We start from the raw sequence: 22,771 nt of genomic DNA, 5'->3' as shown, positions 1-22,771 counted from the left end.
AGGACCCCCACACACACACGAAGACACGAAACCAACGATCCCCCCCCCCCCCCCCCCCCCCCCCCCCCCGCTCCCACATCCCCGTGTTTCCCCCGTACTGCGTTCCCCCGTGTACTGCGGTACCGCGTTTTCCCCGTGTACTGCGTTCCCCCGTGCCGGAGCCCCCGTGCTCCGACCCGTACTGCTCCCCCGTCGGTCCTGTCGACCTCCCGGCGGCGGTTTCCCCCGTCCCCGTGACCGCCGAGAGGTCTCCCGGTCGTGCTCCGTCCGAACCCCGAGAGGATCGGACCCCCGTACTACCCCCGTAGTACATCCCCGCGGTTCCCGTTTCCGGGTTCCCCGTGTGTTGTCCAGTGTTGGTGATCGCGAACGGCAGGGCTTCAGGGAAGTCCCTCGCGTTCGCCGCACCCCCTCGCCCGCGCCGCCACACCGTTGAGTACGGCCCGCGACTCCGCCCCGAGGAGGAGATCGGCCCACCGCTCCTCCCAGGGGACGAGACCGGGCCCCTGAGGGGTCTTAACCCCCGGCCAAGGGCTCTACCGTAAGAGATGTGCGCGCCGTGACCCCAGCCCCGGACACCCCCGCCGGGACCTCAGCCCCGCCCGGACCGAACCCATCGGTGCCCCGGCTCGCCCGATCACGGGCCTGCCTGGCCGACTTCGTCCAGGAACTCCGCCGCGACACCCGCCAACCCTGGCCGCGCCCCACCGTGCTCGACCTGGCACTGGTGCTGCTGCTGACGGTCTTCGCCGTGGGCGGCCTGTACTTCCACGAACTCGGCCGCGACGACGTCCGCGACCCGGACGTGTGGGGCATCCTGCTCGCCGTGCTCACCGCCGTCCCGCTGCTGTGGCGCGGCGCGCACTCGCTGCGCGTGCTGATCGCGGTCAGCGTCGCCGGGCTGATCCTGGCCGGCGCGAACTACGAATCCGCCGGCGCCGGGATCGGCCAGATCGTCGCGCTGTACGCGGTCGCGGTCGGCCGCTCCCGGGTGCCCGCCGCCTGCGCGCTCGCGTTCACCGAGAGCGCCACCATCGCGTGGCTCGCACTGCGCGACAGCGACGTGGAGTTCCTCGACATCGTCGCCAACCTCGCCGCGATGTTCGCGGTCTGGGCGTTCGCCCGCAGCGTCGGATTCCGGCGCGCCTACACCGCCGAACTCGAGGCCCGCGCCGACCGCCTGGAGCGCACCCGCGAGGCGGACACCCGCGCCGCGATCGCCGAGGAACGCGGCCGGATCGCCCGCGAACTACACGACGTGGTCGCCCACCACGTCTCGGTGATGACCGTGCAGGCCTCCGCCGCGCAGCGGATGGTCGCGCGCAATCCGGACCGGGCCAAGGAGGCGATGGCCGCGGTCGAGCAGACCGGCCGCGGCGCGCTGGTGGAGATGCGTCGCCTGGTCGGCATCCTGCGCGACACCACCGACGTGGTGGGCGGGCCCAACGAGGGCCACAACGCCCCCCAGCCGGGCCTGGACCAACTCGACACGCTGGTCACCCAGGTCCGCGAGGCCGGGCTCCCGGTCGAGCTGTCCCTGGAGGGCGCCCCCTGCGAGCTGCCGCCGGGCATCGACCTGGCGGCCTACCGGATCGTCCAGGAAGCCCTGACGAACACGCTCAAGCACGCAGGCCCCGCCGAGGCCCGCGTGCTCCTGCGCTACAGCCGCACCGAACTCCTGGTCCGCGTCGCCGACGACGGCCGAGGCGGCAGCACCGTACCCACCGGCGACCGCACCGGGCACGGCCTGCTCGGGATGCGTGAGAGGGTCTCCCTCTACGGTGGACGCCTGTACGCGGGGCCCCGGGCCCAGGACGGCTTCGAGGTCCTCGCGCGCATCCCCCTGTCCACCACGAACACCGCCGACACCGCCGCCCCGCCGGACGGTGTCGCCCCCGACCGACTGGAGCAGACCCGCCCATGACGATCCGCGTCATCCTGGTCGACGATCAGCCACTGCTGCGCACCGGCTTCCGGATGATCCTGGAGGCCGAGCCCGACATCGCCGTGGTCGGCGAGGCCGCCGACGGCGAACAGGCCGTCGAACAGGTCCGCGCCCTGCAGCCCGACGTGGTGCTGATGGACATCCGCATGCCCCGCATGGACGGCGTCGAGGCCACCCGGCGGATCGCCGGATCGGGCCGCGACGGGGAGAACACCGCCCGTGTGCTCGTGCTCACCACCTTCGACCTCGACGAATACGTGGTCGAGGCGCTGCGCGCGGGAGCGAGCGGCTTCCTGCTCAAGGACGTGCCCGCCGACGACCTGGTCACCGCGATCCGGGTGATCGCCGAGGGCGAGGCGCTGCTCGCGCCGAGCATCACCCGGCGGCTCCTGGACATGTACGCCGCACGGCTGCCCTCCGCCGAGGACCCCACGCCCGACACGCTCGCGATGCTCACCGAACGCGAGGTGGAGGTGCTGCGCCTGGTCGCGCGTGGGATGTCCAACGCCGAGATCGCCGCCGAGTTGTACGTCAGCGAGACCACGGTCAAGACCCACGTGGGCCACGTGCTGACCAAGCTCGGCCTGCGCGACCGGGTCCAGGCCGCCGTCTACGCCTACGAGAGCGGCCTGGTCCGCCCCGGCGCGATCTGACCGGGGCGGCGACCGGCGGCTACGCGGGCACCACGGGCAACGGATACACCGGAGGTGTGCCACCGAACTCGGGGCACACCTCCCGGTGATCGCACCACCCGCACAACTTCGACTTCCGGGGCAGCCACTCGCCCGTCCGGGTCGCCAGATCGATCGCCTGCCACAGCGCCCGCAGCTTGCGCTCGACCGCCAGCAACTCGCCCTCGTCCGGGTCGTAGGTGATCACGTCACCGCTGCCCAGATAGACGAGCTGCAACCGGCGCGGCACCCGGCCGTGCTGCCGCCACAACACCAGCGCGTAGAACTTCATCTGGAACAGCGGCTTGTCCTGGAACATCGGCGACGGGGCCTTGCCCGTCTTGTAGTCCACCACCCGCAGATCGCCCGCCGGCGCCACGTCGAGCCGGTCCACGACCCCGCGCAGGATCAGGCCGTCCTCCAGCGTCGTCTCCACGTAGAGCTCGCGCCGGGCCGGCTCCAGCCGGTTCGGATCCTCCAGCGTGAAGTAGCGCTCGACCAGCTTGTCCGCGTCCTGCAACCAGGTACCCAGACCCGCGACGTCCTCGCCGAACAACTCGGCCAACTCCGGGCGCTCGGCCAGCAACTCGTCCCACGCCGGCCGCACCATCGCCACCGCCCGCTCCGGCGTGCGCTCGCCGCTGGGCAGGTCGAACAGCCGCTCCAGCACCGTGTGCACGACCGTGCCGCGCGTGGCCGCGGCGCTCGGCTTCTCCGGCAGCTTGTCGATCACCCGCAGCCGGTACAGCAGCGGACACTGCATGAAGTCCGCGGCCCGGGACGGCGACAACGACACCGGTGGCCGGGGCCCGCGCTCACCGCCCTGGGCGGGCACCACGACACCCGCGGTGTCGCCGGCGGGCTCGACGGCCGGGGTGTCCTCGTCGGAGGCGGTCTCGGAGGGGCTGACACTCATGGCGACCACCCTAAGCGTGCGGGGCGACACCCTGAGCGCCCGAGGGGCGGAGCGCCTCTGTCAATCGCCACTACCGCTCAGTAGAGTCCCGGCACCACGGGTCCCACACACCCCATCCGCAACCTCGACGGAGGTCCCATGCGCGTCCCCACCCGCACCCGGCTGCACGTGGCCGCCGCGATCACCGGCGGCCTGCTCCTGGCGGGTCTGCCCACCCCGGCGTCCGCGCAGGAGGACCGGCACGGCCGCGGGCCGGACAAGATCACGGTCGGCGACCGCACCTTCATCGCCGACGAGCGCGGCCGGGCCACCCAGTGGCGCGGCTTCAACATCGGCGACAAGGAACACCGGGGCGCGGAGGCGTTCAAGGACGTCACCGAGAAGCAGTTCCGCGAACTCTCCGACCGCGGCTTCAACCTGGCCCGGGTGCTGTTCTTCTGGGACGACCTGGAACCGAGCCCCGGCCGCTACAGCCGCGACTACCTGGCCCGGATGGAACGCATCCTCGGTTGGGCGGAGAAGTACCACATCAAGGTCGTGCTGGACGCCCACCAGGACATCTACGGCCCGTACTTCAACGACCACCGGGGCAACCCGGAATGGACCACCCGCGACGAGGGCCTGCCGTACGAGCCGGTCCCCGGCGACTGGTTCGCCGAGTACTACACGCCCGGCGTGCAGGCCGCCTTCGATCACCTGTACAACGACCGCGACCTGCGACGCGCGCACGCGCAGATGTGGATGAAGGTCGCCGCCACATTCGGCCGGCACCCCGCCGTGCTCGGCTACGACCTGATGAACGAGCCGATGGGCCGCTTCCGCGAGGGCGAGGACATCCCCACCGCCGCCGCCCGGCTCGAATCGACCCAGATCACCGACATGTGGAACCGGCTCACCGACGCGATCCGCCTGGTCGACCGACGCAACTGGATCCTGGTCGAACCCACCCCCGTGGTCGGCCTGGGTCTGCCCACCGCGCTCGGCCCGATCACCGACGACAAGGTCGTCTACGCCCCGCACTTCTACGAGACCGCGATGGAGACCGGCGCCGACTACGACCCCGACGGCGGCTTCATCGAGAACTACGAGGCCGCGATCACCGCCTACCCGAAGGCGAACAAACTCCCGGTGATCGTGGGGGAGTGGGGGCCGCCGGACCAGTCGCTGCCCAACATCCCGCTGTTCTACAAGCGGATGACCGCGGCCATGGACCGATTCGGCACCGGCTGGGCGGGCTGGCAATGGTGCAACGGCGGCGGCTACTGCACGCTGGACGCCGACGGCCGAATGAAGCCCAACAACAAACTGCTGGTGCAGCCCTACGCGCGCGCCGTGGCCGGCAATCCCGAGAGCTTCGGCTACAACCCGGACACCCGCACCTACACGCTCACCTTCACCACCCGCCGGGGCGCCCAGGGCCCCACCGAGATCGCCCTCCCCAAGGACGTCTACGCCAAGCCCCCGACCATCCGCGTCACCGGCCCCGGCCGCACCCACACCGACACCCGCGACAACACGGCCCGAATCACCACCACCCGAGACGGCCGCTACACCATCACCATCACTCCCTGACCCCCCGAGCCGGCAGGCATCACCACCAGACCCGGCCGGCGCCGCGTCGGCCCGGCCGGGCTTGAAGCCAAGCCGAACACCACCCACCGCAACCATCACGCCAAAGGCGTACGAACCCTTCAGCCCGGCCGGCGGTGAGGCCAAAACAAGCCAAGCACCACTTGCGCAACCACCACGCCGAAGCCGTACGAACCCTCCAGCCCGGCCGGCGTTCGAGGCCAAATAGAGCCGAGCACCACCGACCGCAACCGCGACGACCACCCAGCCCGGCCGGCGCTCGAGGCCAAGTAGCCCGGCCGGCGAGTGAGGCCGAAGAACCCCGCCCTCAACCCCGCATCATGGCCAAAAACGCATGCTCGACATCGCTCCGGGACAACACCCCGTACACCCCGCCGTCCCGCTCCACCACCAGGTACTCACTCGCCGGCGCCGCCCGCATCGCAACCAGCAGATCCTCCCCGGCCAGATCCGCGCCCACCTTCATCCCCGGCCCCAGATCCCGCGCCAACGGCCCCACCGCCACCCACGGCCTGCGGTGCTCCGGCGTCGCCAACACCGCGGCCTCACGCACCACCCCGACCGGATCCCCGCCCCGATCCACCACGACCAGCCCGCGCGCACCCTCCTCGTGCGCCCGCCGCAGCGCCTCCGACAACGGCACATCCGCCGCCACCGGGATCGCCCGCCGGGTCAACAACCGCACCCGCAACTCCGGCAACCGCTCCCGCAGCCGCTCCGCGCGCAGCGACTGCACCGCACCCGCCCACATGAATCCGGCCACCAACGCACCGAAGATCAACGTGTACGTGCGCGCTCCCGCGTCCGCGCCCAGCGACCACAGCGCCGCCGCGATCAGCACCACCACCGCGAGCACCCGACCCGCCCAGGACGCCGCGATCGTGCCGGCCAACGGCCGCCCGCTGACCCGCCACACCACCGCCCGCAACATCCGGCCACCGTCCAGCGGCAGCCCCGGCAACAGGTTGAACGCGGCCACCAGCAGATTGGACACCGCCAACAACGCGACCATCCGCCCCGCCAGCGTGTCCACGTCCAGCGCCAGACCGATCACCCAGAAACCGCCACCGAGCAGCAGTGACAACGCCGGACCCGCCGCCGACACCAGGAACTCGTGCCGGGCCGTCTCCGGCTTGTCGATCTCGGACACCCCGCCCAGGAACTGGATGGTGATCCGCCGCACCGGCAAGCCCAGCCGCAGCGCCGTCACCGCGTGCGCCAACTCGTGCACCAGCACGGACACGTACAACAGCACCGCGAAGCCGAACGACAACACGAACCGCCACGGACCCAGATCCGGGAACAGGCTCTCGAAGGTCGGCGCGAACAACACGGTGATCACCGCGGCGATCACGAACCACGTCGGCGCGACATAGACCGGCACCCCGAAGGGGCGCCCCATGAGCAGGCCACGCCTCGGCTCCCGGCGCGGGGCGTCGTCCTGCCGCATCCTGCGTCCCTGCGGCCTGCTCGAATCAGTCACGTCCAAGATGCTATGCAACCGAGTCCCGGTTTGACCCCCACGGGGCCCGCACCCACGCGTCGGAGCGTCGTCCACGACCGACTAGGCTGACCCCCATGTCCGAACCGACCGGTGCCGCGCGCAGGCGCGGACCCTTCCAGGTCGGGGACCAGGTTCAGCTGACCGATCCCAAGGGCCGCCACCACACCTTCACGCTCGAAGCGGGCAAGGCGTTCCACACCCACAAGGGCTCGTTTCAACACGACGCGCTGATCGGCGCTCCCGAAGGGACCGTCGTACGGTCCACCGGGAACACCGACTACCTCGCGCTGCGACCTCTGCTCCCCGACTTCGTCCTGTCCATGCCCCGCGGCGCCGCGGTGATCTACCCGAAGGACGCCGGCCAGATCCTCGCGATGGCCGACATCTTCGCCGGCGCCCGCGTCGTCGAGGCCGGCGTCGGCTCCGGCGCGCTGAGCACCTTCCTGCTCCGCGCCATCGGCGACACCGGGCAGCTCGCCTCCTACGAACGCCGACAGGACTTCGCGGACATCGCCCGCAAGAACGTCGAGCGCTATTTCGGCGCCCCCCACCCCGCCTGGAAGCTCACCGTCGGCGACCTCCAGGACAACCTCGTGGAGACCGGGGTCGACCGGGTGATCCTCGACATGCTCGCGCCCTGGGAGTGCCTGGACGCGGTCTACAAGGCGCTCGCGCCCGGCGGCCTGGTGTGCTGCTACGTGGCCACCACCACGCAGCTCTCGCGCACCGTGGAGACCATGCGCGTGATGAACTGCTTCACCGAGCCGCAGCCCTTCGAGTCGATGGTCCGCTCCTGGCACGTCGAGGGCCTCGCGGTCCGCCCCGACCACCGGATGATCGGCCACACCGGCTTCCTGGTCACCGCCCGGCGCCTCGCCGACGGGGTCGAGCCGCCGCTGCGCCGGCGCCGCCCGTCCAAGGGCTCCTACGGCGACGACTACGCCGGCCCCGGCGCGGAGGCCGGTACCCCGCTCGAACCCTGACCCATCGTCAGGCAATGGTTGAGACAAGGCGGGCCGGGACCCTGTACCGGGACCCGGCCCGCCCCATAAGGTCGTCCACCGTGGCGGACGATCACCCTGAGACCCGGCCCGCGCGCGGCGACAGTACCCGCGGGCTCGTGACCACCGACGCACCATCCGACACCTCCGCGCGCCGGCGCGTCGAGGTCCCCGACGTCCGCAACGGCATCGCCTTCGCCGCCGCGGCCATCGTGTTCGCACTCATCGTCGGCACCGGCCTGGTGATCTGGGCCGCGGCCTCCCTGGACGGCGGCATACCGGGCGTCACCGCGCCCGCCAGGGACCGGCCCAATCAGCAGGATCCACCGGCCGCGCCGCGCACCATCCAGCCGGGGGAGAACACCACGAGCACGTCGCATCAGGGGCAGGCGGCGGGTCACGCTCCCGAGGCCGCGCAGGCCGTGCCGATCTCCCGCAGCCGATCCGCCGGCGGCCCCACCGAGGCGGAGCTCGCCCGGATCGACTTCCCGATTGACTGCCCGGGCGTGGGCGCACAGCTCAAGACCGTGCTGACCGACCCGACCGGCCCCACCGTGGTCCGGGTCGAGTGCGCGGCCGGCTCCGGCTCCCCGCCCGCCGCGCTGCTGGCCTACGCCGCCGCGGACACCGGCACACCCCGGCTGGTGGCCACCCTGCTCGACACCGACGAGGGCCTGCTGGTGAGCGACGTCACCCGGGACGGCGACTCGATCACCGCGCACACCCTGGGCTGGTCCGGCCCGGACGTCCCCCGCTGCTGCCCCGACGTCGACGGCACGCTCCGTTGGCGTCTCACCCCGCTCGGTGCCCAACGGATCTGACGCGTCGCCAGACCGGGGCGTACGAAGCGGAATTCAGGACGCGTCCGGCCCATACACCTCGACGCCGTCGGAAACCCGACGCATGTGGATGCAATCGCCGGGACACTTGCGTGTGGCGTCGATCACTTCCACCAGCAGTGGCGCGGGCACCGGGACCACCGCGCCCGGCTCGGTGCGCAGCTCGTCGTCGTCGCCCTTGACGTACGCGAGGCCGTCGATGTCCAGCTCGAAGACCTCTCGCGCGTATTGGACGCAGATGCCGTCCCCGGTGCAGAGATCCTGATCGATCCAGACCTCGAGGGGTTCGTTTTCCGCGGACATGCGGCCTCTCTCTTCACCGATTCGTATCGACACGCGACCAACAGACCCTACTCGCGGCTGCTTCCCGAGGTGGTGAGGTGGGTATCTGATCCTCACAAGCGTGGGGGCAATCGCACGGGTGAAGATCGGACACGCCCGGACAGTCTTGCTGATCAAGGGGTTTCAACCCCTCCTGCCGTAGGTAGGGTCGGAGACGTCGCAGCTCCCAGGAGGAGGTGAGGGCCGTGGCAGTCCACGACGACGACATGAACCGTGGTGGGAGGCCGGCTCGGGGTACGGACGACCTCGTAAGCCAGGTTTCTTTTCTAGAGCAGGAAGTCGCCGTCCTGCGTCGCAAGCTCGCCGACTCACCGCGCCAGAGCCGTTTGCTCGAGGAGCGGGTCGTCGATCTTCAGACGTCCTTGGCCGGCATGACCACACAGAACGAGCGATTGGTCGCGACCTTGAGGGAGGCCCGCGACCAGATCGTGGCCCTCAAGGAGGAAGTGGACCGACTCGCCCAACCCCCCTCGGGGTTCGGCGTGTTCCTACAGGCCAACGAGGACGGCACGGCGGACATCTTCACCGGCGGGCGCAAGCTCCGGGTGAACGTCAGCCCCAACATCGAGCTCGACGAACTCCAGCGTGGCCAGGAGGTCATGCTCAACGAGGCCATGAACGTGGTCGACGCGATGGAGTTCGAGCGGGTCGGCGACGTGGTGATGCTCAAGGAACTGCTCGAGGACGGCGAACGAGCCCTGGTCATCGGGCACACCGACGAGGAGCGCGTGGTGCGCCTCGCCGAGCCGCTGATGGACTCCCCGCTGCGCGCGGGGGACTCGCTTCTGCTCGATTCCCGATCGGGCTACGTGTACGAGCGGGTTCCCAAGAGCGAGGTCGAGGAACTGGTCCTCGAAGAGGTCCCGGACATCGACTACACCAAGATCGGCGGTCTGCGGAACCAGATCGAGATGATCCGCGACGCGGTGGAGCTGCCCTACCTCCACCCCGACCTGTTCAAGGAACACGAGCTGCGCCCGCCCAAGGGCATCCTGCTCTACGGCCCCCCCGGCTGCGGCAAGACGCTGATCGCCAAGGCGGTCGCGAACTCGCTCGCGAAGAAGGTGGCCGAGGCCCAGGGCAACGAACAGGGCAAGAGCTACTTCCTCAACATCAAGGGTCCCGAACTGCTCAACAAGTACGTCGGCGAGACCGAGCGGCACATCCGCCTGGTCTTCCAGCGGGCTCGTGAGAAGGCCAGCGAGGGCACCCCCGTCATCGTCTTCTTCGACGAGATGGACTCGCTCTTCCGCACCCGAGGGTCGGGCGTCAGCTCGGACGTGGAGAACACCATCGTTCCGCAGCTCCTGTCCGAGATCGACGGCGTGGAGGGCCTGGAGAACGTCATCGTGATCGGCGCCTCCAACCGCGAGGACATGATCGACCCGGCCATCCTGCGGCCGGGCCGGCTCGACGTGAAGATCAAGATCGAGCGTCCGGACGCCGAGGCGGCCAAGGACATCTTCGCCAAGTACCTCAAGGTCTCGCTGCCGCTGCACGACGACGACCTGGTGGAACACGGCGGCAACCGGGCCGCCACGGTCACCGGGATGATCCAGGTCGCGGTGGAGCGGATGTACTCGGAGAACGACGAGAACCGCTTCCTGGAGGTCACCTACGCCAACGGTGACAAGGAGACCCTGTACTTCAAGGACTTCAACTCCGGCGCGATGATCGAGAACATCGTCGGTCGCGCGAAGAAGATGGCGATCAAGGACTTCCTGGAGCACCGCCAGAAGGGCATCCGGGTGGCCCACCTGCTCGCCGCGTGCGTCGACGAGTTCAAGGAGAACGAGGACCTGCCCAACACCACCAACCCCGACGACTGGGCGCGGATCTCCGGCAAGAAGGGCGAGCGGATCGTCTACATCCGCACGCTGGTCTCGGGCAAGCAGGGCGACGAGGCCGGTCGCTCCATCGACACCGTGGCCAACACCGGTCAGTACCTCTGATCCCGATCGAGTACCGATTGACCACCGATGCCGCGGCCCGTGTTCAGGTCGAACACGGGCCGCGGCGCCGTGCCGGGACGACACGTCAGCACAGGGCAATAGTTCCGGCCGTATCCCCAAGGCAATCCAACGGCAATAGGCTCGGCAGCATGACCAGGGTGTACCCGGATCACGGAGAGTGTGACTCGGGTACCGGCCGGGTGAGGGACGAGGGGGTCGCATGACCGTCCGGCGTGTGATGGGCATTGAAACCGAGTACGGGATCTCCGTACCCGGACATCCGAACGCCAACGCGATGTTGACGTCTTCCCAGATCGTGAACGCGTACGCCGCAGCGATGCAGCGGGCCCGGCGGGCCCGCTGGGACTTCGAGGAGGAGAATCCGCTGCGCGACGCGCGCGGGTTCGACCTCGCGCGCGAACTGGCCGACTCGAGCCAGCTCACCGACGAGGACGTCGGCCTCGCCAACGTGATCCTGACCAACGGCGCTCGGCTCTACGTCGACCACGCCCACCCGGAGTACAGCGCGCCCGAGACCACCAACCCGCGTGACGCGGTGATCTGGGACAAGGCCGGCGAACGCATCATGGCCGAGGCCGCGCGGCGCGCCGCCGAGCTGCCCGGCGGCCAGCAGATCCTGCTGTACAAGAACAACACCGACAACAAGGGCGCGTCCTATGGCACGCACGAGAACTACCTCATGCAGCGCGCCACGCCGTTCGCCGACATCGTCCGGCACCTGACCCCGTTCTTCGTCTCCCGCCAGGTGATCTGCGGCGCGGGGCGGGTGGGCATCGGCCAGGACGGCTCCGCCCACGGCTTCCAGATCAGCCAGCGAGCGGACTACTTCGAGGTCGAGGTCGGCCTGGAGACCACGCTCAAGCGGCCGATCATCAACACCCGCGACGAGCCGCACGCGGACGCCGAGAAGTACCGGCGCCTGCACGTGATCATCGGTGACGCGAACCTGTCCGAGGTGTCCACCTACCTCAAGCTCGGCACCACCGCGCTGGTCCTGTCGATGATCGAAGACCGCTTCCTCGGTAACGACCTGACCGTGGACCAGCCCGTGCGCACGCTGCACGAGGTCTCCCACGATCCCACCCTCAAGCAGCTCATCACGCTGCGCAACGGCCGCAAACTGACCGCGATCCAGCTCCAGCTCGAATACCTCGAGTTGGCCCGCAAGTACGTGGAGAACCGGTTCGGCAAGGATGTCGACGCGGACACCACCGACGTGCTCGACCGCTGGGAGTCGGTGCTCGCCCGCCTGGAGACCGACCCGATGTCGCTCGCGCGCGAGCTGGACTGGGTGGCCAAGCTGCAACTCCTGGAGGGCTACCGACAGCGGGACGCCCTCGAGTGGGACGCGCCGAGGCTGCACCTGGTCGACCTCCAGTACGCGGACGTACGGCCCGACAAGGGCCTGTACAACAAGCTGGAGGACCGCTTCGAGCGGATCGCAGGCGAGGCCGAGGTGCAACGCGCGGTGCACCTGCCGCCGGAGGACACCCGGGCGTACTTCCGCGGTCGCTGTCTGGAGCAGTACGCCGACGAGGTGGCCGCCGCCTCGTGGGACTCGGTGATCTTCGACGTCGCGGGTCACGACTCGCTCCAGCGGGTACCCACCCTGGAACCGCTGCGCGGGACGAAGGCCCACGTGAAGGACCTGCTGGACCGCTGCCGCACAGCCGAGGATCTGGTCCGGGCCCTCACGGGTGGGTGACCTCGCGCGTTCGCGGGAACAAAGCGAATGAACGGATAAATCCCCTTCCGGAACACCTGGCATCCGACACTCGTTGGCACCTACACCCCCGCTCCTTCGGGATCGGGGGTGTAGGCCCTCCGGGGAATGGATAAGCACCGGTTCAAGGAAATGATCACAAGGTGGGGTGAGTGACATGGCCACTAAGGACAGCGGCGGTCAACAGCGTGCGACAAAGCGCTCGGAAGAGGTCGACGAGACCACTACCGAGGCACAGTCCGACGTGCAGGAACGACAGGAGAAGTTGACGGACGACGTCGACGCGGTATTGGACGAAATCGATGAGGTGCTAGAGGAGAACGCTGAGGAATTCGTTAGGGGATTTGTCCAAAAGGGTGGTGAATAGGGGTAAATGTCCGATTTGAAATCGGGCAAGAATTGCCCTGACTGTAAGGGATGGAAGCCCGCTCAGGACTTCGGATCTAACGCAGCGAGTCCTGACGGGCTTTCATTCTATTGCCGTGAGTGCAACCGAAGGCGTAATGCGCAGAGTTATCGTGCCCGGCGGGAGCGTGCCGGATTCAAGGTTCGTCCGAAGGTGGATGTGCCGGACGGCCATAAGCGTTGTCCGAAATGCGAACGGATCAAACCGCATTCCGAATGGCATAAAAGTTCCCGGCAATGGGACGGGCCGGCGGCGAACTGTAAATCCTGTCGCAAAATCGACGGTCGCGCCGGATACTTCATGCGCAAATACGGCCTCACCGAGGCCGACCTGCTGCGCATGCTCGCCGACCAAATGGGCGTATGTCCGATCTGTGTCGCAGCCAGGCCCGAACACGTCGATCATGATCACGAAACCGGTAGGGTCCGAGCCGTACTCTGCTTCAACTGCAATGCCGCACTGGGCATGTTCAAGGATCGACCCGACGCGTTGCGCCGGGCCGCAACCTATGTGGAAGGGATCGTGTGGAAGCCAACACTCGTGGCACCGGGCGTCTACCGGCTGCCTTCCTGACCCCCGGGTCGTCCTCGTTCGCCGAATTTCTCGACGCCTACCGGCCCGAACTGTTGCCCGCGCGTAGGACGCCTCCGGTGCAGCCCGTGACGATCGAGGCGCCGCACGGCACCACGATCGTGACCGCGACGTTCGACGGTGGCGTGGTGATGGCCGGCGACCGGCGCGCCACGATGGGGAACCTGATCGCACAGCGGGACATCGAGAAGGTGTTCCCGGCCGACGAGTACTCGGTCGTGGGCATCGCCGGCACCGCCGGCCTCGCGGTCGAGATGGTCCGGCTGTTCCAGGTCGAGCTGGAGCACTACGAGAAGATCGAGGGCACCACGCTGTCCCTCGAGGGCAAGGCCAACCGGCTGTCGCAGATGATCCGCGGCAACCTCGGGATGGCCATGCAGGGCCTGGCGGTGGTGCCGTTGTTCGCCGGCTACGACGTGGACGGCGGGGCCGGGCGGATCTTCAGCTACGACATCACCGGCGGCCGGTCGGAGGAGCACGGCTTCCACTCGGTGGGTTCGGGCTCCCTGTTCGCCCGAGGCGCGCTGAAGAAGCTGTACCGCCCCGGTCTGGACGCCGACGGCATCGTGACGGTGTGCATCCAGGCGCTCTACGACGCCGCCGACGACGACTCCGCCACCGGCGGGCCGGACCTGACCCGGCGGATCTACCCGGTGGTGACCCTGGTGACCGAGGACGGCATCCGCCGGCTCTCCTCGGAGGAGGTGGGCGCGATCGTGCGCACCGTGGTCGACGCGCGGATGGAAGACCCCAACGGCCCGACCGCGCCGCTGACGTGACCCCGATGTCGAGGACCCGAACAGCCGACCCTTCGAGACCGGCTCCGACGAAAAGGACTCCACGGTGACGACGCCCTTCTATGTGTCGCCGCAGCAGGCCATGGCGGACCGGGCCGACTATGCCCGCAAGGGCATCGCCCGCGGCCGCAGCGTGGTTGTGCTGACCTACGCGGACGGCATCCTGTTCGTGGCGGAGAACTACTCTCGCGCCCTGCACAAGATCAGCGAGATCTACGACCGCATCGCGTTCGCGGCGGTGGGCAAGTACAACGAGTTCGAGAACCTGCGGATCGGCGGCGTGCGCTACGCCGACATCCGCGGCTACTCGTACGCGCGCAACGACGTCACCGCCCGCGGGTTGGCGAACGTGTACGCACAGACGCTGGGCACGATCTTCTCCAGCGGCGGCGAGAAGCCCTACGAGGTGGAGCTGATCGTCGCCGAGGTCGGCAGCGCGCCCGAGGACGACCAGATCTATCGGCTCACCTACGACGGCTCGGTGGCCGACGAGCACAACTACGTCGCGATGGGCGGCAACGTCGAGCAGATCACCGAGCAGCTCAAGCGCAGCCACCGTGAGGGGCTCACCCTCGAGGCCGCGCTCAAGGTGGCGGTCGACGCGCTCTCGCGCGACGGTGTCGGCGAGAAGCGCTCGATCACGGCCTCCCAGTTGGAGGTCGCCACGCTGGACCGGACCCGGCCGCAGCAGCGCAAGTTCAAGCGCCTGGTGGGCGGTCAACTGACCCGCCTGCTCGGCGAGGCGGAGCCGGCCGCCGACGCGGCGGCGGAGGACGCGGCCGGGACCGCGCCCGAGGCCACGCCGGAGGCCGGCGAGGAGTAGTCTCGCGCACGTCACAGGGCCCGCGCACCGCTTCGGTGCGCGGGCCCTGACGTGTGTCGGGACCGACGCGGCCTCAGCCGGACGCGGGCCGCGCGGTCGAGCCGCGCACCAGGAGCTCGCCGGGCAGCACCACGTCCGGGCCCGCGTCGCCGGTGTCCAGCAGGTCGAGCAGCGCGGTCATGCCGCGCGCGCCCAGTTCGACGGCGGGCAGCCGGACCGTGGTCAGTTCGGGTTCGACCACGCGGGCGTAGCGCAGGTCGCCGAAGCCGGTCACCGACACGTCCTCGGGTACCCGGATCCCGAGCGCGCGGGCGGCCTTGTAGGCGCCCGCCGCCTGGAGGTCGTCGTCGCAGACGAGCACGGTGGGCCGGGCCGGCGACGCGAGCAGCGTCAGCGCGGCCTCGCGCCCGCCGTCCAGGGTCAGCGGCGCGGCGGCCTCGGCGACCACCTCCGCGGGCCCCAGCGCGGCCCGGAAGGCGTCGTCCCGGGCCCGGAACGTCCAGGTCCGCACGGCGGAGCCCAGCCGGGCGACCCGGCGGTGGCCCAGCCCGACCAGATAGCCGGCCAACGCGCGCATACCCTCGGCCACGTCGTCGTTGACGGTCGGTACGCCGCGCCCGGGCTCGCTGTCCAGCATCACCAGCGGCAGGTCCTCGCTGCCCGGCCCGGCCGAGCGCAGCACGTCCAGCGGCTCGACGGCCATCGAGGACGCGAGTACGCCGTCGATGGCGGCCGAGGAGAACGGGTTCGGGCTCAGGTCGATGCCGTCGCGGGTGGGGTAGACCACGACGCCGAAGTCCCGTTCGGCCGCGACCCGCGCCGCCCCGGTGTGCACCGCGCCGAAGAACGGCGAGGTGAGCACGGGCACGACGAGCATCACGGTGCGGGTGCGGCCCAGGCGCAACGACCGGGCCGAGTTGTTGGGCCGGTAGCCGAGCGTCGCCGCGGCGTCGCGGACCGCGGCGACGGTGGCGGGGGAGACCCGGCCGTGCCATTTGTCGGCGAGGACCAGGGACACGGTGGACTGCGACACGCCGGCGTGTTTGGCGACGTCCTTGCTGGTCGGGCGACCGGCGGGGGGCTGGGGCGACGGCAAGGGGACCTCGGGCGCGGTGTCGGGGACGGGGCGGGCCCAGCGTAGAACCCGCTTGCCATGCCGGCGGGACGGCAGGCACAGTGGTAGTCGGAAGTCATACGTATGACTGGACGGTGTGCGGACGTGTCGGGTGCGGCACGGGAGGGCGGTACCCGCGGATGCGGACCTATCTGGACCTGCTGCGGGTGCCGTACGCGGCGCGCCTGCTCGGCGGCACGCTGTTCGGCCGATTGCCCAACGGCATGGGCGCGTTGGCGGTGTTGCTGCTGGTGCGCGCGGACGGCGGCGGCTACGGGCTCGCGGGCGCGCTGTCCGCGGTCTACGGCCTGGCGAGCGCGGCCGGGCAGCCGGTACTCGGCCGGTGGATGGATCGGCGCGGGCAGACCGGCGTGTTGCTCGGCTCGGCGCTGGTCTCGGCGCTGGCCTACGCCGTGTTCGCGCTCGTGGGCGCCCACCCACTGCCGCTCGCCGTCGGCGCGGTGCTGATCGCGGGCTTCACCACGCCGCCGCTGGAAGCGGGCCTGCGCGCGCTGTGGCCCTCGGTCCTCACTCCCGAGCGGGTGCAGGCGGCGTACGCGCTGGACGCCGCCGCGCAGGAGATCCTGTTCACCGTGGGGCCGCTGATCGTGGTGGTCGTGGTGCAGGTGGCCTCGGCGGAACTGGCCGTGTTGCTGACCGGGTTGATCGGGGTGGCGGGCACCCTGATCGTGGTCACCGCGCGCCCCTCCCGAATCTGGCGCGGCGAGCAGCACACCCCGCACTGGGCGGGCGCGCTGCGTTCGGCCGGTCTGCGGGTGGTCCTGGTCGCGTTCACGCTGGCGGGCATCGCGCTGGGGGTGCTCAGTGTCGCGGCCGTGGCGTACGCCGACCACGAGGATTCCGGCGCGCTGTCCGGGGTGTTCCTGGCGGCGATGTCCTTCGGCGCGCTGCTGGGCGGCCTGGTGCACGGGGTGCGGGCCTGGCGGACCCCGCCGGCGCGTCGGTTGTTGTGGTTCATGTTGTGGCTGACGGTGTGTTATCTGCCACTGACGGCGGTGCCCGGCCCGTGGTTGATGATGCCGCTCGCGGTGCTGTCCGGGGTGTTCCTGGCGCCCGCGATCGCGTGCGTGTTCACCCTGATCGACGAGTTGGCGCCGCGCGGCACGGTGACCGAGGCGTTCGCGTGGCTGGTGGCCGCGATCGGGGCGGGTTCGGCACTGGGCATGGGACTGGCCGGTTGGGCCGGGGAAGTGGCCGGCGCGCGGGGCGCGTTCGCGGTCGCGGGCGTCGGCGCGGGGCTCGGATTGCTGGTATTGCTGGCCGGTCGGGGCCGGCTGATTTCAAACGTGATCCATTTTGTGGAAACCACCGACGCGGAGTTGTCCCGGAACGGCACGTCGTCGGCGTAATGTTGCCGCATGGACCGCCGCATCTTCGGGCTGGAGAACGAGTACGGCGTCACCTGTACGTTCCGGGGGCAGCGCAGGCTCTCCCCGGACGAGGTGGCGCGCTACCTCTTCCGCCGAGTCGTTTCGTGGGGCCGAAGCAGCAATGTCTTCCTACGCAATGGGGCCCGGCTGTATCTGGACGTGGGCAGCCACCCCGAATACGCGACGCCCGAGTGCGACTCGGTGCCGGAACTTGTCGTGCACGACAAGGCCGGTGAGCGCATTCTCGAAGGTCTCCTCGTCGACGCCGAACGGCGGCTGCACGAAGAGGGCATCGCGGGCGACGTGTATCTCTTCAAGAACAACACCGATTCCGCCGGCAACTCCTACGGTTGCCACGAGAACTATCTGGTGGCGCGGCACGGGGAATTCTCCCGGCTCGCCGATGTGCTCATCCCGTTCCTGGTGACCCGTCAGATGTTGTGCGGCGCGGGCAAGGTGCTGCAGACGCCGCGTGGTGCGGTGTACTGCGTGAGCCAGCGCGCCGAGCACATTTGGGAGGGTGTCAGTTCGGCCACGACCCGTTCCCGTCCGATAATCAACACGCGCGACGAACCGCATGCCGACGCCGAGCGCTATCGGCGGCTGCATGTGATCGTCGGCGACTCCAACATGGCCGAGCCCACCACGCTGCTCAAGGTCGGCTCCACCGATCTGGTGCTGCGGATGATCGAGGCCGGGATCGTGATGCGCGATCTGACCCTGGAGAACCCGATCCGGGCGATCCGCGAGGTCAGTCACGACATGACCGGCTCGCGCAAGGTGCGGTTGGCCAACGGCCGCGAGGCCAGCGCGCTGGACATCCAGCGGGAATACCTGACCAAAGCGCAGGAGTTCGCGGATCGCCGAGGCATCCGCACCGGCACCGTGGAGAAGGTGCTCGATCTGTGGGAGCGCACGCTCGACGCGATCGACTCCGGCAACCTGGACCTGGTCGGGCGCGAGATCGACTGGGTGATCAAATATCAGCTCATCGAGCGGTATCGGGCCAAGCACAACCTGCCCATGTCCTCGCCGAGGGTCGCCCAGATCGACCTCGCCTACCACGACATCCACCGGCGCCGCGGTCTCTACTACCTGATGGAGAGACGCGGGCAGATCGACCGGATCGGCAACGATCTGAAGATCTTCGAGGCGAAGTCGCTGCCGCCGCAGACCACTCGCGCGCGCCTGCGCGGCGAGTTCATCAAGAAGGCCCAGGAGCAGCGGCGCGACTTCACCGTGGACTGGGTGCACCTCAAGCTCAACGACCAGGCGCAGCGCACCGTGCTGTGCAAGGACCCGTTCCGGTCGGTGGACGACCGGGTGGAGAAGTTGATCGCCAGCATGTGATCGCCGGCATGTGATCGCCGCGAGGTGCTCACCGACGGTGATCGAGGACCGGCGGTCTCGACCCGCGCCGGCCGGCATGTGAGACGAAGCCGTCGCCCGCCCCCTCCCCTGGCCGGGAGCGGGCGGGCGACTGGCATGCTTGCTCGATGGTCGATACACCTACATGGGACATCGCTCCACCGGTCTTCGAGCTCGACGCGGTGGATGTGTGGGCGCACGGGCCCGGCGGGCGCACGGACATGCTCGTGGGCGTGGACTGGACGGTCCGCGAGGGCGAGCGCTGGGCGCTGCTCGGACACAACGGCGCGGGCAAGAGCACGATCCTGGCCCTGGCCGGCGCGCTGCGCTTCCCCGGCAACGGCACGGTGACCGTCCTGGGCAGGCAGCTCGGCCGGGTGGACGTGCGCGAGGTGCGCGCGCAGGTGGGCGCGGTCAACGCGGCGCTGCGCATTCCCGAGTACCTGAAGGTGACCGACTACGTGCTCACCGGGGCGACCGGCACGGTGCAGCCGCTGTACGGCAGGTACGGGCCGGCCGAGCGGGCCCGCGCCGCCGAGCTGATCGCGCTGCTGGGCCTGGAGCGGTTGGCGGATCGGGAGATCGCGGTGTGCTCCCAGGGCGAGCGCGGCCGGGCCCGGATCGCCCGGGCGCTGATGCCCGACCCGCGGCTGCTGCTCCTGGACGAGCCGGCCAACGCGCTGGACCTGCCCAGCCGTGAGGAACTGCTGGAGGCGATCGACTCGCTGACCCGCGAGTTGCCGCGGCTGACCCTGGTGATCGTCACCCACCACCTGGAGGAACTGCCCAGCTCGGTGACCCACGCACTGCTGCTGCGTCGGGGTACGACGGTCGCGGCGGGGCCGGCGCACGAGGTGATGACGGACGCCAACCTGAGCGAGTGCTTCGGCATTCCGCTGTCGGTGCGCGCCGAGGACGGGCGCTGGGCCGCCCGGCTCAAGCGGCCCGGCCGCGAGGTCGCCTGAACAGGGTCGTCGTCTTCACGTCGTCCTCACATCCGAACCCCATAGAGTGTCCCGGTCCTTGTCCATCTCAGCAGAGGAACATCGTGCGCCGTCTCGCTGCGCTCCTTCTGGTCCCCGCACTGGCCTTCACCGCGGTCGCGTGTGGCGATGACGACGGAGGAAAAACCGTTACACCGATCGTGACCGGAGCCTTCGGGCAGAAGCCGGACATCAAGATCCCCAAGGGGAAGTCCGGCGACAAGACGACGTCCACGATCCTCATCGAGGGCACCGGTGACGTGATCAAGAAGGACGATTACGTCGTCGCGGACACCGTCGGCAAGAACTGGGACGGCACGGACGCGGGCAACTCGTACGACACCAAGACTCCCGAGGTCTTCCAGGCGGGCAGCCAGGAGCTCCTGAAGGAGATCGGGCAGGGGATAATCGGCAAGAAGACCGGCACCCGGATGCTCGTGGTGGTGCCGGCCAAGGTCACCCAGGAAAAGCAGGCCGTCGTGCTGATGCTGGACCTGAAGTCGACCAAGACGATCGACCCCAAGGCGGAGGCCAAGGGCGCCGCGGTGACCCCGCCGGCCGGCCTTCCGGTGGCCAAGGTGGAGTCCGGCAAGGCCGCGGAGATCACCATCCCGCCGGGCGCGACCGCGCCGACCAAGCTGACGGTCCAGCCGCTGATCGAGGGCACCGGCCCGGTGGTCCAGAAGGGCCAGACGCTGGTCGCGCAGTACACCGGCGCGCTGTTCGACAAGGGCACCAAGTTCGACTCGTCGTGGGACCACGGTGGCGCGACCGCGTTCAAGATCGGCGTCGGCCAGGTCGTGACCGGTTGGGACGAGGGTCTGGTCGGGCAGAAGGTCGGCAGCCGCGTGCTGCTGGTCCTGCCGCCGGACAAGGGGTACGGCGCGGAGGGTTCCGGCGAGAAGATCCCGCCGAACTCGCCGCTGGTGTTCGTCGTGGACATCATCGACGCCCTGGGCGGCACGGCGGCCTGACGGCCCGTCGCGCACCGGATCGGGCGATCCGCCCGATAGGTTGGACCCCGCATTCAGCACTCGAACGGATACGGAAACGCTGTGACGAAGCTTACGAAGCCCGAGATCGACTTCCCCGAGGGCGGCGTGCCCGCCGAGCTGGAGATCACCGAGATCTGGGAAGGCGACGGCCCGGTGGCCCAGGCGGGCCAGAACGTCAGCGTGCACTACGTCGGCGTGGCCTTCTCCTCCGGCGAGGAGTTCGACGCGTCCTGGAACCGCAACGCCCCGCTCGACTTCCGGCTGGGTATCGGCCAGGTCATCGAGGGCTGGGACAAGGGTGTGCAGGGCATGAAGGTCGGCGGCCGGCGCAAGCTGGTCATCCCGCCGCACCAGGCCTACGGCGACCGCGGCGCGCCCGGCGCCATCGCGCCCGGCGAGACGCTGATCTTCGTGGTCGACCTGATGAAGGTCGGCTAGTCGTACGACGCACCCGGCCCCGGTTCGCGCGAGCAGCGCGGGCCGGGGCCGCGTTCGTTCCGCGGCCCTGGGTCCTGTCCGGCGGATCCTGGTGGGTCCGCGCCACCCGGCACCGCGCCTCGCCGCACCGGAGAAACAGCCGAAGAGAACCACTATGCGGCTGCTTCTCCGGCAGGCCGATGCACGGCATCCGCCCTTCGGGCTCCTCGCTGCGTTCACGACGCGGCCCGATCCACCAAGATCCGCCGGGCAGGGCCTAGTGCAGGCCCCGGGCCGGGAGTTCGGCCGCGAATCGGCCGGCCGCGGCGGCGGCCAGGAAGTAGGCGTGGTCGGCGTCCAGGCCCCGGCCCATCGTGGACAACCGGGCGGGTGTGGCGCGCAGCGCCGCGTCCAGGCCGTCGATCGGCACCGTGTGCACGTCGTGCCCGGCGCGCAGTGGCTCGACGTCCGCCGCGACCCGGCTCGCCAGCGGCTCGGGCAGGGTGGGCACGATCACGTCGGCCCGGGCCAGCGCGACCCGGCCGTACGCGGTGAGGCAGTGGTGCGAGACGCCGCGATGGCGCTCGCGCCCGTCCGCGTCGGAGATCCGCAGCGAGGCCACGGGTCGGCCGCCGAGTGCGGCGATCGCGTTGATCGCCTCGCCCGCCGCGACCCCGGAGAAGCCCCACGGCGTGCCCGTGCCCAGGTTGCCCGGCCCCTGCGCGACGATCGCCAGATCAGCGCCCTGCACGTGCCGGGCCGCGAGCAGACCGGTGTGCAGGGTGACCGCCTCCAAGTCGCCGCCGAGTGCCTGGCCCACCGTCACCGTGCCCGCCAGCCAGCCGTGTTCGCGCAGCGTGTCGACGGTCATCGAGAACCACAGCGGCAGCGTGCCGCCGTCGGTCATCACGTACACCACACGCGCGTGCGGGCGCGCGAGGCGGATCCCGGCGCAGATCGCGGGCAGCGCCGAGTGCAGGTCGGCGACCAGCACCGGCATGCCCTCCAGCGAGTCCGCGTCGCGCAGCGTCGCGTGGTGCGGCGAGTCCTGTTCGTCCACGCCGAGCACGACCGCCTGCATCGGCGTGTAGCGCGCCTTGACCACGTGCCCGGGGCCCGGCGGCGGATCCGGCGGCAGCCGATCGGGCAGCGCCACCACCAGCGCGTAGCCGCCGGTGCCCAGGCCCATGTCCTGCGCGGTGGTGTTGAGCAGCACGGTGTCGCCGACCTGCGGCGTGCCGGTCAGGTGCGGGTAGGCGATCGCGCGCAGCTCGCGCGCGGGGGCCGGTTCCGGTACGGCCGCGGTCAGTTCGACCGCTCCGCGCCAGGCCCGTCGGATCGCCGTCACTTCGCCGCGTCGCCAGGTGATCACGGTCCGGGAG

General features: G+C 70.0%; 21 protein-coding genes. 16 read left to right on the top strand and 5 right to left on the bottom strand.

Annotation, left to right across the window (positions count from 1 at the left end):
• The first annotated feature begins 619 nt into the window (after positions 1 to 619).
• Both ACZ4FV_RS41250 and ACZ4FV_RS41245 read left to right on the top strand, forming a co-directional pair.
• Positions 620 to 1,924 (top strand): sensor histidine kinase, encoded by a 1,305-nt coding sequence (locus ACZ4FV_RS41250; RefSeq protein WP_465325808.1) that lies wholly within the window; start codon positions 620 to 622, stop codon positions 1,922 to 1,924.
• The gene (locus ACZ4FV_RS41245) at positions 1,921 to 2,598 is read left to right on the top strand and encodes a response regulator (RefSeq protein ID WP_020552051.1); all 678 of its coding nucleotides are present in this window, start codon (positions 1,921 to 1,923) and stop codon (positions 2,596 to 2,598) included. Before ACZ4FV_RS41250 ends, ACZ4FV_RS41245 begins: the two co-directional genes overlap by 4 nt.
• A gap of 19 nt (positions 2,599 to 2,617) precedes the next feature.
• Here the strand turns inward: ACZ4FV_RS41245 and ACZ4FV_RS41240 are convergent, their stop codons facing one another.
• On the bottom strand, positions 2,618 to 3,532 hold the full coding sequence (locus ACZ4FV_RS41240; protein WP_402229801.1) for a RecB family exonuclease: 915 nt from the start codon (positions 3,530 to 3,532) through the stop codon (positions 2,618 to 2,620).
• A 138-nt stretch (positions 3,533 to 3,670) separates the two neighbouring features.
• Here ACZ4FV_RS41240 and ACZ4FV_RS41235 point away from each other — a divergent pair, with 138 nt between their 5' ends.
• Complete coding sequence (locus ACZ4FV_RS41235) at positions 3,671 to 5,104, top strand: cellulase family glycosylhydrolase (protein WP_395873008.1); 1,434 nt, start codon at positions 3,671 to 3,673, stop codon at positions 5,102 to 5,104.
• 325 nt (positions 5,105 to 5,429) lie between these two features.
• On the opposite strand, the gene ACZ4FV_RS41230 is transcribed toward ACZ4FV_RS41235, so the two are convergent.
• Entirely contained in the window at positions 5,430 to 6,605 is a 1,176-nt protein-coding gene (locus ACZ4FV_RS41230; protein ID WP_395873009.1) for a M50 family metallopeptidase, read from the bottom strand.
• Positions 6,606 to 6,700: 95 nt separating this feature from the next.
• Between ACZ4FV_RS41230 and ACZ4FV_RS41225 the strand changes: the two genes are divergently transcribed.
• Both ACZ4FV_RS41225 and ACZ4FV_RS41220 read left to right on the top strand, forming a co-directional pair.
• Entirely contained in the window at positions 6,701 to 7,609 is a 909-nt protein-coding gene (locus tag ACZ4FV_RS41225; RefSeq protein WP_402229804.1) for a tRNA (adenine-N1)-methyltransferase, read from the top strand.
• Positions 7,610 to 7,746: 137 nt separating this feature from the next.
• Positions 7,747 to 8,448 (top strand): hypothetical protein, encoded by a 702-nt coding sequence (locus ACZ4FV_RS41220; protein ID WP_395873011.1) that lies wholly within the window; start codon positions 7,747 to 7,749, stop codon positions 8,446 to 8,448.
• A gap of 33 nt (positions 8,449 to 8,481) precedes the next feature.
• Here ACZ4FV_RS41220 and ACZ4FV_RS41215 read toward each other — a convergent pair whose 3' ends face one another.
• Positions 8,482 to 8,769 (bottom strand): ferredoxin, encoded by a 288-nt coding sequence (locus ACZ4FV_RS41215; protein ID WP_395873038.1) that lies wholly within the window; start codon positions 8,767 to 8,769, stop codon positions 8,482 to 8,484.
• 224 nt (positions 8,770 to 8,993) lie between these two features.
• Here ACZ4FV_RS41215 and arc point away from each other — a divergent pair, with 224 nt between their 5' ends.
• The 6 genes from arc (at position 8,994) to prcA (ending at position 15,121) form a co-directional block, all read left to right on the top strand.
• Positions 8,994 to 10,760 carry a proteasome ATPase gene (gene arc / locus ACZ4FV_RS41210; RefSeq protein ID WP_395873012.1) on the top strand — a complete coding sequence of 589 codons (1,767 nt, stop codon included), beginning with the start codon at positions 8,994 to 8,996 and terminating at the stop codon, positions 10,758 to 10,760.
• A 220-nt stretch (positions 10,761 to 10,980) separates the two neighbouring features.
• Entirely contained in the window at positions 10,981 to 12,486 is a 1,506-nt protein-coding gene (dop, locus tag ACZ4FV_RS41205) for a depupylase/deamidase Dop (RefSeq protein WP_395873013.1), read from the top strand.
• Positions 12,487 to 12,661: 175 nt separating this feature from the next.
• Positions 12,662 to 12,871 (top strand): ubiquitin-like protein Pup, encoded by a 210-nt coding sequence (locus ACZ4FV_RS41200; protein ID WP_395873014.1) that lies wholly within the window; start codon positions 12,662 to 12,664, stop codon positions 12,869 to 12,871.
• Between the two features lie 192 nt (positions 12,872 to 13,063).
• Positions 13,064 to 13,483, top strand: coding sequence for an endonuclease VII domain-containing protein (locus ACZ4FV_RS41195; protein WP_465325805.1), 420 nt, complete (start codon positions 13,064 to 13,066; stop codon positions 13,481 to 13,483).
• Positions 13,435 to 14,280, top strand: coding sequence for a proteasome subunit beta (gene prcB, locus ACZ4FV_RS41190; protein ID WP_395873016.1), 846 nt, complete (start codon positions 13,435 to 13,437; stop codon positions 14,278 to 14,280). Before ACZ4FV_RS41195 ends, prcB begins: the two co-directional genes overlap by 49 nt.
• 64 nt (positions 14,281 to 14,344) lie before the next feature.
• Entirely contained in the window at positions 14,345 to 15,121 is a 777-nt protein-coding gene (prcA, locus tag ACZ4FV_RS41185; protein WP_395873017.1) for a proteasome subunit alpha, read from the top strand.
• Positions 15,122 to 15,194: 73 nt separating this feature from the next.
• On the opposite strand, the gene ACZ4FV_RS41180 is transcribed toward prcA, so the two are convergent.
• Entirely contained in the window at positions 15,195 to 16,217 is a 1,023-nt protein-coding gene (locus ACZ4FV_RS41180) for a LacI family DNA-binding transcriptional regulator (protein ID WP_395873018.1), read from the bottom strand.
• Positions 16,218 to 16,375: 158 nt separating this feature from the next.
• Between ACZ4FV_RS41180 and ACZ4FV_RS41175 the strand changes: the two genes are divergently transcribed.
• The 5 genes from ACZ4FV_RS41175 to ACZ4FV_RS41155 all read left to right on the top strand — a co-directional run bounded on the left by ACZ4FV_RS41175 (position 16,376) and on the right by ACZ4FV_RS41155 (position 21,410).
• Complete coding sequence (locus ACZ4FV_RS41175) at positions 16,376 to 17,605, top strand: MFS transporter (protein WP_402229815.1); 1,230 nt, start codon at positions 16,376 to 16,378, stop codon at positions 17,603 to 17,605.
• A gap of 9 nt (positions 17,606 to 17,614) precedes the next feature.
• Positions 17,615 to 18,976, top strand: a complete 1,362-nt coding sequence (gene pafA, locus ACZ4FV_RS41170; RefSeq protein ID WP_355532574.1) for a Pup--protein ligase — start codon at positions 17,615 to 17,617, stop codon at positions 18,974 to 18,976.
• 146 nt (positions 18,977 to 19,122) lie between these two features.
• Positions 19,123 to 19,959, top strand: a complete 837-nt coding sequence (locus ACZ4FV_RS41165) for an ABC transporter ATP-binding protein (protein ID WP_395873020.1) — start codon at positions 19,123 to 19,125, stop codon at positions 19,957 to 19,959.
• Between the two features lie 83 nt (positions 19,960 to 20,042).
• Positions 20,043 to 20,951 (top strand): FKBP-type peptidyl-prolyl cis-trans isomerase, encoded by a 909-nt coding sequence (locus tag ACZ4FV_RS41160; protein ID WP_402229818.1) that lies wholly within the window; start codon positions 20,043 to 20,045, stop codon positions 20,949 to 20,951.
• Between the two features lie 81 nt (positions 20,952 to 21,032).
• Positions 21,033 to 21,410 (top strand): FKBP-type peptidyl-prolyl cis-trans isomerase, encoded by a 378-nt coding sequence (locus ACZ4FV_RS41155; RefSeq protein WP_395873022.1) that lies wholly within the window; start codon positions 21,033 to 21,035, stop codon positions 21,408 to 21,410.
• Positions 21,411 to 21,666: 256 nt separating this feature from the next.
• Here ACZ4FV_RS41155 and ACZ4FV_RS41150 read toward each other — a convergent pair whose 3' ends face one another.
• On the bottom strand, positions 21,667 to 22,761 hold the full coding sequence (locus tag ACZ4FV_RS41150) for a DUF3866 family protein (protein WP_465325800.1): 1,095 nt from the start codon (positions 22,759 to 22,761) through the stop codon (positions 21,667 to 21,669).
• Positions 22,762 to 22,771 lie beyond the last annotated feature (10 nt).

This window comes from Embleya sp. NPDC025285, assembly GCF_055558835.1.
This window is presented reverse-complemented; position numbering and strand designations above follow the sequence as displayed.

What these genes read in the sequence shown, in the direction of transcription:
- ACZ4FV_RS41245 (WP_020552051.1), top strand. Translation starts at nt 1,921, where the DNA reads ATGACGATCCGCGTCATCCTGGTCGACGATCAGCCACTGCTGCGCACC.
- ACZ4FV_RS41240 (WP_402229801.1), bottom strand. Translation starts at nt 3,532, where the DNA reads ATGAGTGTCAGCCCCTCCGAGACCGCCTCCGACGAGGACACCCCGGCC.
- ACZ4FV_RS41235 (WP_395873008.1), top strand. Translation starts at nt 3,671, where the DNA reads ATGCGCGTCCCCACCCGCACCCGGCTGCACGTGGCCGCCGCGATCACC.
- ACZ4FV_RS41225 (WP_402229804.1), top strand. Translation starts at nt 6,701, where the DNA reads ATGTCCGAACCGACCGGTGCCGCGCGCAGGCGCGGACCCTTCCAGGTC.
- ACZ4FV_RS41215 (WP_395873038.1), bottom strand. Translation starts at nt 8,769, where the DNA reads ATGTCCGCGGAAAACGAACCCCTCGAGGTCTGGATCGATCAGGATCTC.
- dop (WP_395873013.1), top strand. Translation starts at nt 10,981, where the DNA reads ATGACCGTCCGGCGTGTGATGGGCATTGAAACCGAGTACGGGATCTCC.
- ACZ4FV_RS41200 (WP_395873014.1), top strand. Translation starts at nt 12,662, where the DNA reads ATGGCCACTAAGGACAGCGGCGGTCAACAGCGTGCGACAAAGCGCTCG.
- ACZ4FV_RS41175 (WP_402229815.1), top strand. Translation starts at nt 16,376, where the DNA reads ATGCGGACCTATCTGGACCTGCTGCGGGTGCCGTACGCGGCGCGCCTG.
- pafA (WP_355532574.1), top strand. Translation starts at nt 17,615, where the DNA reads ATGGACCGCCGCATCTTCGGGCTGGAGAACGAGTACGGCGTCACCTGT.
- ACZ4FV_RS41165 (WP_395873020.1), top strand. Translation starts at nt 19,123, where the DNA reads ATGGTCGATACACCTACATGGGACATCGCTCCACCGGTCTTCGAGCTC.